At 70.6% G+C, this 15,012-nt stretch carries 14 protein-coding genes; all 14 read right to left on the reverse strand.

All coding sequences use genetic code 11. The annotated features are described in order from the left end of the window. Positions 1-31: 31 nt before the first annotated feature. Positions 32-2,992 carry a DEAD/DEAH box helicase gene (locus tag ACFC1J_RS02815; RefSeq protein WP_375902261.1) on the reverse strand — a complete coding sequence of 987 codons (2,961 nt, stop codon included), beginning with the start codon at positions 2,990-2,992 and terminating at the stop codon, positions 32-34. 159 nt (positions 2,993-3,151) lie between these two features. Then, a complete protein-coding gene (gene nusB, locus ACFC1J_RS02820; protein ID WP_292716787.1) occupies positions 3,152-3,562 on the reverse strand; it encodes a transcription antitermination factor NusB in 411 nt (136 codons plus the stop codon). 3 nt (positions 3,563-3,565) lie between these two features. Next, the gene (efp, locus tag ACFC1J_RS02825; RefSeq protein ID WP_045273064.1) at positions 3,566-4,129 is read right to left on the reverse strand and encodes an elongation factor P; all 564 of its coding nucleotides are present in this window, start codon (positions 4,127-4,129) and stop codon (positions 3,566-3,568) included. Positions 4,130-4,217: 88 nt separating this feature from the next. Next, the gene (locus ACFC1J_RS02830) at positions 4,218-5,072 is read right to left on the reverse strand and encodes a 3-hydroxyacyl-CoA dehydrogenase (RefSeq protein ID WP_375902264.1); all 855 of its coding nucleotides are present in this window, start codon (positions 5,070-5,072) and stop codon (positions 4,218-4,220) included. After that, a complete protein-coding gene (locus ACFC1J_RS02835) occupies positions 5,069-5,704 on the reverse strand; it encodes a TetR/AcrR family transcriptional regulator (RefSeq protein ID WP_375902266.1) in 636 nt (211 codons plus the stop codon). Before ACFC1J_RS02835 ends, ACFC1J_RS02830 begins: the two co-directional genes overlap by 4 nt. 65 nt (positions 5,705-5,769) lie before the next feature. After that, complete coding sequence (gene aroQ / locus ACFC1J_RS02840) at positions 5,770-6,228, reverse strand: type II 3-dehydroquinate dehydratase (protein WP_375902268.1); 459 nt, start codon at positions 6,226-6,228, stop codon at positions 5,770-5,772. A 12-nt stretch (positions 6,229-6,240) separates the two neighbouring features. Then, positions 6,241-6,762, reverse strand: a complete 522-nt coding sequence (locus ACFC1J_RS02845) for a GNAT family N-acetyltransferase (protein ID WP_375902270.1) — start codon at positions 6,760-6,762, stop codon at positions 6,241-6,243. Further along, positions 6,759-7,865 (reverse strand): 3-dehydroquinate synthase, encoded by a 1,107-nt coding sequence (aroB, locus tag ACFC1J_RS02850; protein WP_375902272.1) that lies wholly within the window; start codon positions 7,863-7,865, stop codon positions 6,759-6,761. Before aroB ends, ACFC1J_RS02845 begins: the two co-directional genes overlap by 4 nt. Beyond that, positions 7,862-8,389 (reverse strand): shikimate kinase, encoded by a 528-nt coding sequence (locus tag ACFC1J_RS02855; protein WP_375902274.1) that lies wholly within the window; start codon positions 8,387-8,389, stop codon positions 7,862-7,864. The genes aroB and ACFC1J_RS02855 overlap by 4 nt, the downstream gene beginning before the upstream one ends. Continuing rightward, the gene (aroC, locus tag ACFC1J_RS02860; protein WP_375902276.1) at positions 8,376-9,605 is read right to left on the reverse strand and encodes a chorismate synthase; all 1,230 of its coding nucleotides are present in this window, start codon (positions 9,603-9,605) and stop codon (positions 8,376-8,378) included. Before aroC ends, ACFC1J_RS02855 begins: the two co-directional genes overlap by 14 nt. A 64-nt stretch (positions 9,606-9,669) precedes the next feature. Next, positions 9,670-10,506, reverse strand: a complete 837-nt coding sequence (locus ACFC1J_RS02865) for a shikimate dehydrogenase family protein (protein ID WP_375902278.1) — start codon at positions 10,504-10,506, stop codon at positions 9,670-9,672. 1 nt (position 10,507) lies between these two features. Then, the gene (gene mltG, locus ACFC1J_RS02870; RefSeq protein WP_375902280.1) at positions 10,508-11,863 is read right to left on the reverse strand and encodes an endolytic transglycosylase MltG; all 1,356 of its coding nucleotides are present in this window, start codon (positions 11,861-11,863) and stop codon (positions 10,508-10,510) included. A gap of 1 nt (position 11,864) precedes the next feature. Beyond that, positions 11,865-12,338, reverse strand: coding sequence for a Holliday junction resolvase RuvX (gene ruvX, locus ACFC1J_RS02875; protein WP_375902282.1), 474 nt, complete (start codon positions 12,336-12,338; stop codon positions 11,865-11,867). Continuing rightward, positions 12,335-14,995 carry an alanine--tRNA ligase gene (gene alaS / locus ACFC1J_RS02880; protein ID WP_375902284.1) on the reverse strand — a complete coding sequence of 887 codons (2,661 nt, stop codon included), beginning with the start codon at positions 14,993-14,995 and terminating at the stop codon, positions 12,335-12,337. The genes ruvX and alaS overlap by 4 nt, the downstream gene beginning before the upstream one ends. Between the last annotated feature and the right edge of the window lie 17 nt (positions 14,996-15,012).

Below are 15,012 nucleotides of genomic sequence, written 5' to 3' on the forward strand. Positions count from 1 at the left end.
TCACGAGCGTGACGGCGCCCCGGGCCGCGGCTCAGCCGAGCAGTTCGCGGATGTCGGCGGCGGTCAGGGACTGCGCGAAGAGGTCCTCGTCATCGAGCACCGCAGAGAACAGTCGCGCCTTGCGCTGCTGCAGGGCGAGCACCTTCTCCTCGATCGTGCCCTCGGAGATCATGCGGTAGACGAAGACGCGATTCTGCTGCCCGATCCGGTGCGCGCGATCGGCGGCCTGCGCCTCGGCCGCAGGGTTCCACCAGGGATCCAGCAGGAACACGTAGTCGGCCTCGGTGAGGGTGAGGCCGGTTCCGCCGGCCTTGAGGCTGAGGAGGAAGGCGTCCTGATCCCCCTCCCTGAAGTCCTGCACCACCCGGTCCCGGTCCCTGGTCGATCCGTCCAGGTACGAGACCCGGAGCCCTGCCCGGCGGAGCCGTTCGGCAGCGAGACCGAGGAACGAGGTGAACTGGCTGAACACGAGCGCTCTGTGGCCCTCGGAGCGCAGCTCGATCAGCCGCTCGACGAGCTCCTCGAGCTTCCGGGAGGCGATGCCCGCGTCGTCGGGCTCGATCAGCCCCGGCGCCAGGCTCAGCATGCGCAGCATCGTGAGCGAGCGGAACACGATGAAGCGCTGCCGGTCGAGGTCGGGCAGCAGCCCGAGGATCTTCTGCCGCTCGCGCTGCAGCACCGTGTCGTAGCGGTGCTGGTGCGCGGGGGCGAGCTCGACGCGGAGCACCTGCTCCTGGCGCTCGGGGAGATCGCGTGCGACGAGCTCCTTGGTGCGGCGGATGAGGAACGGGCGGATCCGCCGTCGCAGCAGCTCGATGCGGGAGCGCCGGAACGGGGCGCCCTCGGCGTTCTCCGGCACCTTGCCCTGCTCGATCGGCTGGATGAAGTCCTCCCGGAACCTCCGCGCCGAGGCGAACAGGCCGGGAGACGTGAGGCTCAGGAGCGCCCACAGCTCCCCCAGCCCGTTCTCCAGCGGCGTGCCGGTCGCGGCATAGACCGCCCCGGCATCGAGCGCCGCGACCGCCTGATGCTGCTTGGTCGCCGGGTTCTTCACGTTCTGCGCCTCGTCGAGCACGACGCCCGACCACGGCCGGCGCGCGAACTCCTCCGAGTCCAGGCGCAGGACGGTGTACGACGTGATCACGAGGTCCGCACCGTCGATGTGGGCGGCGAGGTCGACGCCGTGCGCGTCACGGGTACGACCGGCCACCGCGACGCGGAGCCCCGGCGCGAAGCGCTCGGCCTCGCGCTGCCACACCGGCAGCACCGAGGTGGGCGCCACGACCAGCCACGGTGCGGCGCCGCCTGCGGTCGGCTCGCTCTGCCCCTCCCGTGCGTGAGCGATGAGCGCGAGCAGCTGCAGGGTCTTGCCCAGGCCCATGTCGTCGGCGAGGATGCCGCCGAGGCGGTGCTGCCAGAGCCGTGCGAGCCGCGTGAACCCCTCGCGCTGGTAGGGGCGCAGCTCGGCGGTGATGACGGACGGGACCGGAACCGGATCCTCACCCGGATCAGCGCGGAGCCCCTCGACGGCGGCCCGCCAGGTCCGCGCGGGGAGCGTCTCGTCGGCGAGATCCTCGAAGTCCTCCCACAGCGTCAAATGGGTGCGCGCGATCCTCGGCCCGGTCTCCCACTCGGCGAGCTCCGCCGCCTCGTCCAGAAGCTCCTTGAGCCGGTCGAAAGCGGGGTGGCGCAGCGAGAACCAGGTGTTGTCGACGAGCTTGAGCTTGCCCTGGCGGAGGGCGAGTGCCCGGAACAGCGGCTCGAACGGGATCGTGCGGCCGTCGATCCGCACCAGGACGCCGAGCTCGAACCAGTCCGGATCCGTGCTCTCCACCGTGCTGACGGTGATCGACGGATCGCCCGTGAGCTGCGCGTACGTCCGCGGCGTGCCGGTGGTCTCCGTGGCGATGCCGCGCGCTTCGAGGGCCGGCGCCAGCTGCGAGACGAACTCGGCCGCATCGGCATCGCGCAGCGCGCCGGCGAGCATGAAGGGCAGCCCCGTGACCTCGGTCCAGGTCGCGAGCACGGAAGGACGCAGCTGCCCCTCCGCGGCGCCGTCGCGGACCCCCGACTCGGCGGCGCGCACGTCGAGGGGGAAGCGTGCGTAGCCCGGGTAGTCCCAATGCAGCCGGTACCCCACGACGTCGTCGGGGCGGAAGTCGATCACGAGGAGCGGCACGGGCTTCGGCGCCGCGGGGAGCGTGACGCCGTGCCCCGCGCGGACCTGTCCCCCGCGCAGGAGCGTCGGATACCCGTCCCGGAAGAAGGCCTTCCTGTCCACCGGCGCGACCGTCAGCCCGGCCGGCGCCGACAGGAGCGCCCGCACACCGTCGGTCAGCGGCACCCGTCCGAGCACGAGGTCGATCCTCTTGCCGACGACGCGGTGCGCGTACACGCCGCCCGAACCCACCGCGTGCGTCGCCGCGGCGGGGAACGACTCTCCCTCGCCGTCGGCCGAGGCGGAGAGGACGAGCCCGCCGTCACCGTCCGCGGCGATGTCCACCGCGATCCGCAGCTCCTCCGCCCACCGCAGGCGGGTGCTGCGCTCGGTCGCGACGAGGGCGATCCCGGTCGCGGACGCCGACTGCAGATGCGGCCACAGCAACGGGGAGGCGACCGGATCCAGCAGCAGCCAGTCCCCGGCCGTGCCGGACAGCAGCGAGTCGCGCGAGATGCTCAGCAGGTCGGCGAACCAGCGCGAGTGCGCCTCGTCGTAACGCGTGCCGGGACGGCGGACGGCGTCCCAGTCGGCCTCCGACTGCACCCACGCGGATCCGGCATCGTTGCGCCGCAGCGGACGGACGGCGAGGAACAGCTCGCCCGGATCCTTGGCCAGATCCCGCGCGGTCGCCGTGCGAAGCGGCCGCGACGCCCAGTGCCTCGCATCGGCGCGGTCGCGACGGCGCAACTCGACCCCGAGGGCCAGCGGAGCCCCGCTCGCCCGGGTGGACGGCAGCAGTACGCGCCAGTCGTCGGCGTCAGCGGAGGTCATGATGATCCATCCTCCCGCAGGCCACGGACACCACCGGTCGCGCTACGGGCGCCCTGCTCCGTCTCGGGGCGCAGGATCCCGGGAGAAACCGTGATCCTGCGCCCCCGGAACGCCCCCGGAACGGACACGCCCCGGGCAGCAGACCGTGGTGCGATCGGATCAGGCCGAGCGCGCGACCCGGGCGAGCACGCCGTGCACGAATGCGCCGGACTCGTCGGTGGAGAACTCCTTGGCGAGTTCCACGGCCTCGTCGATCGCGACGGCCGTCGGCACCTCGTCGTTGCGGAGGATCTCCCACACACCGATGCGCAGCAGCGCCCTGTCCACGGCCGGCATCCGGTCGAGCTTCCAGTCACGGCTGTGCGTGGTGATCTGCTCGTCGATCTCGTCGCGGTGATCGATGATCCCGTCGACGATCTCGCGCGCATAGAGCCAGGAGGCCTCGCGGGCGGGCTCGGCGGACGCGCGCTTGGCCTCGGCGGCGAGCGTCACGGCGAGGTCGTCACCGCGCACGTCCGCGGAGAAGAGGATGTCGAGGGCGCGCTTGCGCGCCTTGGTCCGGGCGCCCACGCGTCAGTCGTTGATGCGGCCGAGGTAGCCGCCGGTGCGCGTGTCGACCTTGACCTTGGTGCCGGTCTCCAGGAACAGCGGGACCTGGATCTCGTAGCCGGTCTCGAGGGTGGCGGGCTTGGTGCCGGCCGACGAGCGGTCGCCCTGCAGGCCGGGCTCGGTGTAGGTGACCTCGAGCACGACGGAGGCGGGCAGCTCGATGTAGAGCGGGTTGCCGTTGTTCAGCGCGATCTGGACCTGCTGGTTCTCCAGCATGAAGTTCTTCGCGTCGCCGACCGTGGCGGCGGCCACGTTGATCTGGTCGTAGTCCTCCTGGTCCATGAAGACGTAGTTGTCGCCATCGGTGTAGAGGTAGGTGAAGTCGCGGCGGTCGACGTTCTCGATGTCGATCTTGGCGCCCGCGTTGTAGGTGCGGTCGACGACCTTGCCGCTCACGACGTTCTTGAGCTTCGTGCGGACGAAAGCGCCGCCCTTGCCGGGCTTGACGTGCTGGAACTCGATGACGTTCCAGAGCTGTCCGTCGATGGAGAGGACGACGCCGTTCTTGATGTCTGCGGTCGATGCCATGGGTCTGAGAAGTCCGTTCCTGAGGTTCGCGGCCGAGCGGCCGACGTTCAATCTTACGGGATGCCCGCCGCTCGGCCTGTGAGCGAAGTCAGCCGTACCGGTAGAAGCCCTCACCGGTCGCGACGCCGAGCTTGCCCTGATCGATGTAGTTCTCCTTGAGCCAGGCCGCGAGACGCTGGTCGGACTCCGAGCCGTGCACGAGGATGTTGTAGGGCGTGGTGAGCCCGATCACGTCGTAGATCTGGAACGGCCCCATCGGCGCTCCGGTGCCGATGCGCCAGGTCTTGTCCACGTCCTCGGGCTCGGCATAGCCACCCGCCGCGAGGGCGAGGCCCGCGTTCAGGAAGGGGACGAGCAGCGAGTTCAGCACATAGCCGGCCTTCTCCTTGTGGATGCGGATCGGCACCATGCCGATGCGCTCGGCGAAGGCCGCCACCGCCTCGAACACGGCCGGGTCGGTGTCGGCGGTTCCCATGACCTCGGCGGTGTTGAAGGTCCAGACGCGATTCGCGAAATGCAGGGCGAGGAAGCGGTCGGGCCGGCCGGTGAAGGGCGCGATGTCACTCGGCAGCAGGGTCGAGGAGTTCGTCGCGAAGATCGTGCGGGCCGGCGCTGCGGCCGCGAGCTTCTCGAAGGTCGCACGCTTGATCTCGAGGACCTCTGGAATCGCCTCGATCACAAGGTCCGCATCCTTCACGGCGTCCGCGAGGTCCGAAGACAACGAGAGACGGGCGAGCGCCTCCTCGGCCTTGCCGTCCGCGGCGCCGTCCACCTCTGCGCGGTACGTCGCGGCGAGGCCCTCGAATCGCTCCTTCGCCGCCGCGAGAGCCTTCTCGTCGATGTCATAGGCGACCACGGGGAATCCGCGAAACGCCGTCTGGAAGGCGATCTGGGAGCCCAGCACGCCCGTGCCGAGCACGACCACGCGTGTGATGTCGTTCATTGTCCTTCTCCTCTGCGGGCCCCGCCCGCTCTCGATTCCGTCACGGCGCGATGCCCCGCGACGATCTGCCGCACCTGGGACACGAGGTCCGGTGCGGACGCTCCCACGATGCCCGCACGGACGATCGCGAGATGGACGACGGCGAACACCGCGCCCGCCGCGTCCCTGCCCTCCTGGTCGACGGGCGCCGGACGCGAGAGGATCGCGGCGAGCCCCTCCTCGAGCTCCATCACGGTCGCGAGCCCCTCGGCCCGGTACGGCTCATCCACCGGCCCGAACATGAGCTCGCGCTGATACAGGGCGACGTCTCTGCTCGTGCGCGACGCGGACACCACCGGCTCGATCGCGGCCAGCACTGCGCGCTCGACGTCCTCGATCCGGTCCGCCGCGGCCAGCCCGTCCAGCACCGCGCGAGCGAACTCGGCGTTGCGCACCATCAGCAGCAGCTCGGCCTTCGTCGTGGCGTAGCGAAACACCGTGCCGATCGAGACGTCCGCGAGATCGGCGATCTGCTGGGTCGTCGTGGGCTCGTACCCCTGCACCGCGAACAGTTCGGAGGCGGCGGCGGAGATGCGCTCCCGCTTCTCGATCATGTTCCGTTCGCGGCGCCCGGGGGCGCTCTCCGTGGTCATGAAATTGAGTCTACTCCTTAATGAGTCGACTCAGTCATTTCAAAACGTCGATGCGGTGCCGCGGATCAGCCGTCCGCCTGACCCTCGAGCAACAGGATCAGACGACGTGTCGCTGTCGCATACCCCTGCACGCCCTCCCCCACGACATGCACCGCAGCGACGTCCGTGAGGTACGAATGATGCCGGAACTCCTCGCGTGCATAGACGTCGGAGATGTGGATCTCGGCGAACGGCAGAGCGACACCGGTGAGGGCATCACGCAGGGCGACCGAGGTGTGCGTATAGGCTCCGGCGTTGATCACGATGCCGCCGCAGTCCTCGCGGGCGTCGTGGATCGCATCCAGGAGCACGCCCTCGTGGTTGCTCTGCACCGCGCGGACCTCGTAGCCGTACGCGCCGGCCGCCTCCGCCGTGATCCGCTCCACATCGGCGAGCGTCGCGGATCCGTAGATCCCCGGCTCGCGCTGTCCGAGCAGGTTGAGGTTCGGTCCGTTGACGAGGAGCAGGCGGCGCGGCGTTGTCACGTGCTCACGGTATCAGCGCGCGTCGGGCACGAGCGGGCGCACCATCACGTACTCGCGCCCGTTCTCGAGCTCGGTGATCTGCCCCGTGCGCGTGAAGCCGCAACGCTCGTAGGCAGCCTGCGCGCGGTGGTTGTCCACGTGGACCTCGAGGGTGAGCGCGTAGGCGCCTTGTTCGGCGGACCATGTCGCGCACTCGTCGAGGAGACTCTCGATGGCTCCGGCGCCCCGGTGCCCCTCTGCCACGTACACGCCGACTACGAGCGCGGTCGATTCGGGGCCCTCGAGCCCCGAAGGCAGCACTGTGGCGGACCCGAACCATCCGCCGTCATCGCCGATCGCCACGAACTGCGCGTTGGCACCGCCCTCCGCAGCATTGGCGGTGCGATGCTGCCAGAACTCGTCGGGCTGCGCGGAGGCGTTCTCGAAGGTGTCCAGGAACGCGAGCGCGGCGACCGGATCCTGCAGGGCGCGCAGGCGCAGATCGCGGACGTCGGCCCACTCCGTGGCCAGGACCCGGCGCACCTCGATGCTCACTCGCCCACCTCCTGGTACGCGGCGAAGAGCAGCGACTCGTCGGGGGCCTGCAGCACGGTGGGCTTGGCGATGCCGTCCAGCACGATGAAGCGCAGCATCCCGCCGCGGCTCTTCTTGTCGCGCTGCATCGTGGAGAGCAGAGTCTGCCACGCCCCGGCGCGGTACGAGGTCGGAAGCCCGAGGGACTCGAGGATCGCGCGGTGCCGATTGGCGTCGTCGTCGGAGAGCCGCCCTGCCAGCCGGGAGAGCTCGGCCGCGAACAGCATGCCCACGGAGATCGCGGCGCCGTGGCGCCAGCGGTAGCGCTCGGCGTGCTCGATCGCGTGACCGAGCGTGTGGCCGTAGTTGAGGATCTCGCGCTGACCGGCCTCGCGGAAGTCCTCCGAGACGACGGTGGCCTTCATGCCGATCGCGAGCTCGACCGCGCGCCGGAACTCCGCGGTGAGCGGATCCACGGCACGGGCCGGATCCGCCTCGATGATGTCGAGGATCTCGGGCGCCCAGATGAATCCGGCCTTGACGACCTCGGCGAAGCCCGCGGTCGCCTCGTTCGGCGTCAGACTGGTCAGCTCGTCGAGGTCGCCGATCACCGCGCGGGGGGCCCAGAAGGCGCCGACGAGGTTCTTGCCCTCGTTCGTGTTGATGCCGGTCTTCCCGCCCACCGCGGCGTCGACGAGACCGAGCACGGTCGTCGGCACCTGGACGATCTGCACGCCGCGCAGCCAGGTCGCCGCGACGAAGCCGGCGAGGTCGGTGACCGCCCCGCCGCCGTAGCCGACGACCGCATCGGTGCGCGTGAAGTCGGCCTGGCCCATGATCTGCCACAGGAACTGCGCGACCTCGATGCGCTTGCCCTGCTCCGCATCCGGGATCTCGGCGAGCAGCACCTCGCGCGGGCCGTTCGCGGTGTCGGCGACGATGCGATCGCGAAGCAGCGCAGCGCGATCCGCGAGGGTGGGCGGGTGCACGACGAGCACCTTGCGGACGCTCGGCGCCAGAGCCGCGGAGACGCGATCGAGGATGTCCCGCCCCACGCTGATGTCGTACGGGGTGCTCCCCGTCACCGCGATCGTCGTGACCCCGTCGTTCTGCTCCGCGCTCATGCTCGTCCTCTCATCCATTCCACGACCTGATCTGCGACCCGCGACATCGGCACTCTCGAGGTGTCGAAGCACGTGTCGGCGACTTCTTCGTACAGCGCCCGCCGCTCGGCGTAGATCCGGGACCAGCGCTGGACCGGATCCTCCTCGCCGTGCAGCAGCGGGCGCCCCTCGCCGGCGATCCGCACCGCGACCGCCTCGGGCGACACGGTGAGCAGCACGACCGGGGCGATGCGCAGCAGCGCCCTGGTCTCCGGGGCGAGCACCGCTCCCCCGCCCAGCGAGATCACCCCGCCGCCGGCGACCGCTTCGGCGACGGCCTCGCGCTCCCACACCCGGAACTGCGCTTCACCGTGCTCGGCGAAGATCGCCGGGATCGGTCCGTGCTCCTGCGCGATCGCCTTGTCGGTGTCGACGAAGCGGAGCCCCGTGGCCCTGGCCACTCTGCGGCCGATGCTGGTCTTGCCGGCCCCCATGGGACCCACGAGGACCAGCAGCTCCGGCGCCTGAGCCTCAGCCGAGCTCATCGTGCAGGATCAGCGCCGCCTCGGAGGCGGGCGTCGTCCGCAGCTCCTCCGGGATCGCGGCGAGGTACGCCTCGAGGTTGCGCCGGGTCTCCGCGACGTTGTCGCCGCCGAACTTCTCCAGCACCGAGTTCGCGAGCTCGATCGCGACCATGGCCTCGGCCACGACGCCCGCCGCGGGCACGGCGCAGACGTCGGAACGCTGGTGGTGGGCGGTGGCCTGCTCGCCCGAGGCGACGTCGACGGTGCGCAGCGCGTGCGGGATGGTGGCGATCGGCTTCATGCCGGCGCGCACGCGCAGGACGGTGCCGGTGGACATGCCGCCCTCGGTGCCGCCCGCGCGGTCGGAGCCGCGGCTGATGCCGGCACCCGTCACGAAGAGCTCGTCGTGCGCGGCGGATCCGCGCCGGCGGGTGGTCTCGAACCCGTCCCCCACCTCGACGCCCTTGATCGCCTGGATGCCCATGAGCGCGTAGGCGAGCCGCGCGTCCAGCCTGCGGTCCCAGTGCACGTGGGAGCCGAGCCCCGGCGGCAGGCCGTAGGCCAGCACCTCGACGATGCCGCCGAGGGTGTCACCGTCCTTGCGGGCCGCGTCGACCTCGTCCACCATGCGCGCGGAGGTCGCGGGGTCGAAGCAGCGCAGCGGATCCGCGTCGAGGGCTTCGACGTCGTCCGGCGTCGGCAGGGCGGATCCCTCCGGCACCTGGACCGGACCGATCGACAGGGTGTGGCTGACCAGGCGGATGCCGAGCTCGCCCAGGAAGGCGCGGGCCACGGCACCGAGGGCGACCCGGGCGGCGGTCTCCCGGGCGCTCGCACGCTCCAGTATCGGACGCGCCTCATCGAAGCCGTACTTCTGCATGCCGACGAGGTCGGCGTGGCCGGGGCGCGGGCGGGTCAGTGCCGCGCTGCGTCCGCGGGACTTGTCGGTGAGCTCGACCGGGTCCGCGCTCATCACCTCGACCCACTTGGGCCACTCGGTGTTGCCGATCCGCATTGCGATCGGGCTGCCGAGCGAGAAGCCATGCCGCACACCGCCGGAGATCGAGAGCTCGTCCTGCTCGAACTTCATCCTCGACCCGCGCCCATAGCCGAGCTTGCGGCGCTGCAGGTCGGACTGGATCGCCTCACGCGACAGCGGGACGCCCGCAGGCAGACCCTCCATGACGGCAATGAGTTCGGGGCCGTGCGATTCGCCGGCCGTGAGCACGCGGAGCATTCACCTAGTCTCCCATGCGTTCAGAGCACCCCCGCCCGCATGACTTCGCGCACCGGAGGATTCCTCAGCGCAGGGCCGCCCGCATGGCCTCGAGCACGCCGGGTTCGTCGGGAAGCTCCTGCTCCGGGCTCCCGTGCAGGAAGATCCGGATCTGCCGGACCGCCTGGTGCAGCAGCATCTCGAGGCCGCTCAGGACGGGAGCATCGCCCCACGCGCGGACGAGCGGGGTGGGCCAGGGTGCGTAGGCGGCGGAGAACAGCGCTCCGCCGCGGTTCGCGAGCGCGGTCATGACGGCATCGGGCAGCACCGCGGTGCCGGGGAGCGTCGAGATCGTCAGGTCGACGGCCGACGGGATGGCCTCCGACGCGAGCTCCGCCGTGGTCGCCCGCAGCCCGATCCGCTCCGCGAATCCGGCCAGCTCGGCCGCCTGCTCGGCGCGACGCGTCCTGAGCTCGACGGTGCCGGCGCCGAGGCGCAGCAGCGACACCAGGGCCGACCGGGCCGTCGCTCCGCCGCCGAGGACGCGGGCCGTGCGCGCCGAGCCGAGCCCGCCCGCGACGAGCGCGGAGGTGAGTCCGCCGACATCCGTGTTGAAGCCGCGGACCTCCTCGCCCAGCAGCAGCGTGTTCACCGCCCCGGTGAGGAGTGCGTCCTCATCCAGCAGGTCGGCGCGCGCGTGGGCGCGCTCCTTCAACGGCATCGTGAGCGAGAGTCCGCGCCAGGTGTCGTCGAGTCCGTCCAGCGTGTCGTCGAATCCGGCCTCGTCGACCCGGCGGCGGCCGTACTCCCAGTCCAGTCCGAGCACCCGGTAGGCGGCGCCGTGCAGGTCGGGTGAGCGACTGTGATCGATCGGATCACCCCAGACCGCCAGTCGCGAGGGCGCGGCCTCGATCGCGGACACGTCAGCAGCCCGAGTCAGGGTTCGCCTTGCACCAGTCCTGCCACTGCTTCACGGAGGCCTCGTGCTCGGCGTAGGTCGTCGAGAACACGGTCTCGCCGGTGTCGAGGTTGACCGTCACGAAATACAGCCAGGGTCCGTCGGCCGGATGCATGGCCGCGTCGATCGCCTTGTCACCCGGGTTCGAGATGGGCGTCTTCGGCAGCCCGTCGATCACGTACGTGTTCCAGGGGTTGTCATCGGTCTGCGCCGCGTCCGAGGTGCTGGCCGAACCGCTGTGGAGCTCGCCGTAGCCGTACTGCGCGGTCGAGTCCATCTGCAGCTTCATGCCCTGATCCAGACGGTTCTGGATCACCCGGGAGACCTTGTAGAAGTCGCCTTCCGCACGCGCCTCTCGCTGGACGATCGACGCGATCGTGAGAACCCGCTGCTCGTCCGCGGACGGCACTCCGGCGGCGCTGAGCGAGTCCCTGGTGCGCTGCACGAGCGTCGACACCACATCCTTCGCGGTCGCCCCTGGCGCGAACTCGTAGAGCGCCGGGAACAGCCATCCCTCGAGCGACGGCGCGTTCACGCCGTAGTCCGCCGGGTTCTTCACCGCGGCCTGGAGGTCTGCGAGCGGCACGTCCACGCTCTGCGAGATGCGAGAGATCGTCTCCGCGACCGAGAGGCCCTCGGGGAGCACCGCCGAGTTCTGCATCTTGTTCTTCGGGTCGTTCAGCGCCTTGAGCGCAGCCGCGGCCGTCATCTTCAGCTCGAGCTTGTACACGCCGGGGTAGAACGTGTTGACGATGTTCTCCTTGACCATCATGTCGTAGAAGACGCTGGAGGTCTTCGTCACGCCGGCGTCGTACAGCGCCTCGGAGACCTGCTGCCCGCCATCGCCCTTCTTGATGGTCACGAGCGCGTTGCCCGTGGCCTGACCCGCCTCGAAGTCCTTCGACGGCCCCCAGCCCATGACCTCGCTGATCTTGCCGCCGTAGGTGTTCCACACCCACAGTCCGCCGGTGGCGACACCTGCGATGAGCACGAACACCACGAGCAGCGCGACCAGGCAGCCGCGGCGCCTCTTCCGCTTCGGCACCGCCGGCGGTTCGGCCTCGTGGTGGAACAGCGCCTCGAGCGTCGAGTGCACCGGGTCATGGTGCTCCGCGGGGGCGCCGGCCCCCTCGGCCGATCCTGAAGACGGCGTCGCGGAGGATGACGAGGCGGCCTCGCGGACCGCGCGGCGAGAACCCGGGACGGCGGGCTGCTCGGCGGGGCGGGGAGCCCGCACCTGCGGATCGGGCAGCGCGCCGAAGAGGTCGTGGGAGACGGGCTCGTTCTCCGGCGTGGCGGCCGACGGCGATCGGTCGGACATGTCAGATGCTCTCCTCATCGAGAATCAGGGCCGCACCGGCCGGGTTGCCGGTGTTCTTCTCCGTGTCGATCGCGTGCTGCAGCAGCACGACGGCGGCAGCCTGGTCCACCACACCGCGAGAATTGCGCTGCGTGCGTCCGGAGGCGCGAAGGGCCTGGTGTGCGGTGACGGTGCTCAGCCGCTCGTCGATGAGGCGCACGGCGATCCCGCACGCCCGCCCGAGAGCCGCCGCGAAGTCGCGAGCGTCGACGGTCGACGCGGTGTCCTCGCCGCGGAGGTTGATCGGCAGGCCCACGACGAGCTCGAGCGGCGCGTACTCGGCCGCGAGCTCGGCGATCCGCGCGACCGCCGCGTCACCGCGCGGGACGGTCTCCACCGGAACGGCGAGCAGTCCGTCCGGATCGCACCGCGCCACGCCGATCCTGGCACGGCCCACATCGATGCCGAGCCGCACGCCCCGTCGGAACCCGGTCACGCTCGACGCAGCTCCTGCTCGATCGCGGAGAACGCCGCAGGCAGCGCCGCCGCATCGGATCCGCCGCCCTGCGCGACATCGTCACGACCGCCGCCGCCGCCGCCCAGCACGCCCGCGGCGATCTTGGCCAGAGCACCGGCCTTCGCGCCCTGGGCACGGGCGGTGTCGTTGGTCGCGATGACCACCATCGGCCGGCCGTTCGCGACCCCGGAGATCGCCACGACCGCAGCCGCGGAACCGAAGGTGTCGCGCACGCCGGTCGCGATCTCGCGCACCTCGTCCGCCCCGCCGACCTCGCCGAGGTCGTGCGCGACGAACTGCAGCGCGCCCTGAGAGGTCGCGGTCTGCGCAATCGCAGGAATGCGCCCTGCACGCTCAGCGGCCTCGAACTGGGCGATCCGCTTCTCGGCGGCCTTGAGCTGCGCGGCGAGGTCGGTCACGCGCTCGGTGAGCTGGTCGCGCGGCGTCTTGAGCGCAGAGGTGAGCTGGGACACGAGGGCGCGCTCGGCGGCGAACTCACGGAACGCGTTCGCGCCGACGAGGGCCTCCACGCGGCGGTTCGATGCGCCGACGGAGGACTCCCCGACGAGGTTGATGAGGCCGATCTCGGCGCTCGAAGCCACGTGCGTGCCGGCGCAGAGCTCGCGCGACCAGGGGCCGCCGATGTCCACCATGCGCACGGTCGAGCCGTACTTCTCGCCGAACAGCGCCATGGCGCCCGCGGCCTTCGCGTCGTCGAGCGACATGATCCGCGTCGTGACCTCGAGCCCGTCCTGCACGGCGCGGTTCGCGATCTCCTCGATCTCGGTCTTCGTGTCGCCGGACAGCGCCTGACCCCAGGAGAAGTCGAAGCGCAGGTAGCCGGCGCGGTTCAGGGATCCGGCCTGGGTCGCGGTCTTGCCGAGCGTGTCGCGCAGGGCCGCGTGCACGAGGTGCGTGGCGGAGTGCGCCTGACGCGCGGCGCGGCGGTTGGCCGCGTCCACGGTCGTGGTCGCCGGGGCGTCGATCGAGACCACGCCCGTGGTCACCTCGACGGTGTGGCTGATCAGCCCGGGGACGGGACGCTGCACGTCCAGCACCTCGAGTGCGTAGCCGGGACCGGTGATGACGCCCTTGTCGGCGACCTGGCCGCCCGACTCGGCGTAGAGCGTGGTCTCGGCGAGGACCACCTCCGCCACCTGCCCCTCTGCGGCGCTGCGGACGGGCTGGCCGTCGACGAGGATTCCGAGGACGGTCGAGCTCGTCTCGAGCTCGTCGTAGCCCAGGAACGCCGTCTCGCCCTTCGCGCGCAGGTCGCCGTACACCGACACATCCGCGATCTGGCGCTTGCGGTTGCGCGCATCGGCCTTGGCGCGGGAGCGCTGCTCCTGCATGAGCGCGTCGAACGCGACGCGGTCGACGTTGAGCCCCGCCTCCTCTGCGATCTCGAGCGTGAGGTCGATCGGGAAGCCGTAGGTGTCGTGCAGCAGGAATGCCTCGGACCCCTGGAGCGTCTCCGAGCCCGACTTCTTCGTGTCGGCGAGTGCGAGGTCGAGGATCGTGGATCCGGCGTCCAGCGTGCGGCGGAAGGTCTCCTCTTCCGCGTTCGCGGCGGCGGAGAGCTGCGCCCAGTCCTGCTCGAGGATCGGATAGGCGCTCTTCATCGCCTCCTTGGAGGCGGAGAACAGCTCGGGGAACACGGGCTCGTCGACGCCGAGAAGCCGCATCGATCGCACGGTGCGCCGCATCAGCCGGCGCAGGATGTAGCCGCGGCCCTCGTTCGACGGGCGCACGCCGTCCGAGAGCAGCATGAGCGAGGAGCGCACGTGGTCGGCGACCACGCGGAAGCGGACGTCGTCGGCGTGCTCGGCGCCATACCGGAGTCCGGACAGCTCGACCGCCCGGTCCAGCACGGGGCGCACCTGATCGGTCTCGTACATGTTCTCGACGCCCTGCTTGAGGAAGGCGACGCGCTCGAGGCCCATGCCGGTGTCGATGTTCTTCATGGGCAGCTCGCCCACGATGTCGAACTCCGTCTTGCCGCGGATGTTGTCGATGAAGTCCTGCATGAACACGAGGTTCCAGATCTCCAGGAACCGGTTGTCATCGACCGCCGGTCCCCCGTCCCGGCCGTACGCGGGTCCGCGGTCGAAGAAGATCTCGCTGTCGGGGCCGCCGGGGCCCGGCTGGCCGGTGTTCCAGTAGTTGTCCGCGCGGCCGAGCCGCTGGATGCGCTCCGGCTTCAGGCCGATCACATCGCGCCAGATGGCCTCGGCCTCGTCGTCCGTCTCGAAGACCGTGACCCAGAGGTCCTTCTCGTCGAAGCCGAGTCCGCCGTCGCTCTCGGAGCCGGTCAGCAGCTCCCAGGCGTAGCGGATCGCGCCTTCCTTGAAGTAGTCCCCGAAGGACCAGTTGCCGAGCATCTGGAAGAAGGTGCCGTGCCGCGCCGTGCGCCCGACCTCTTCGATGTCGTTGGTGCGGATGCACTTCTGCAGGTCGGCGATGCGCGGATGCGGAGCGGGGACCACGCCCGTGAGATACGGGATCATCGGCACCATGCCGGCCACGGTGAACAGCAGCGAGGGGTCGTCGCTGACCAGCGACGCCGAGGGAACGATGAGGTGATCGTTCTTCTCGAAGTAGCTCAGGTAGCGCTGCGCGATCTCCGCGGTCTTCATGCTCGTCGAGGGGTCCT

It is taken from the genome of Microbacterium sp. NPDC056052 (assembly GCF_042266785.1).
Lineage (GTDB): Bacteria > Actinomycetota > Actinomycetes > Actinomycetales > Microbacteriaceae > Microbacterium.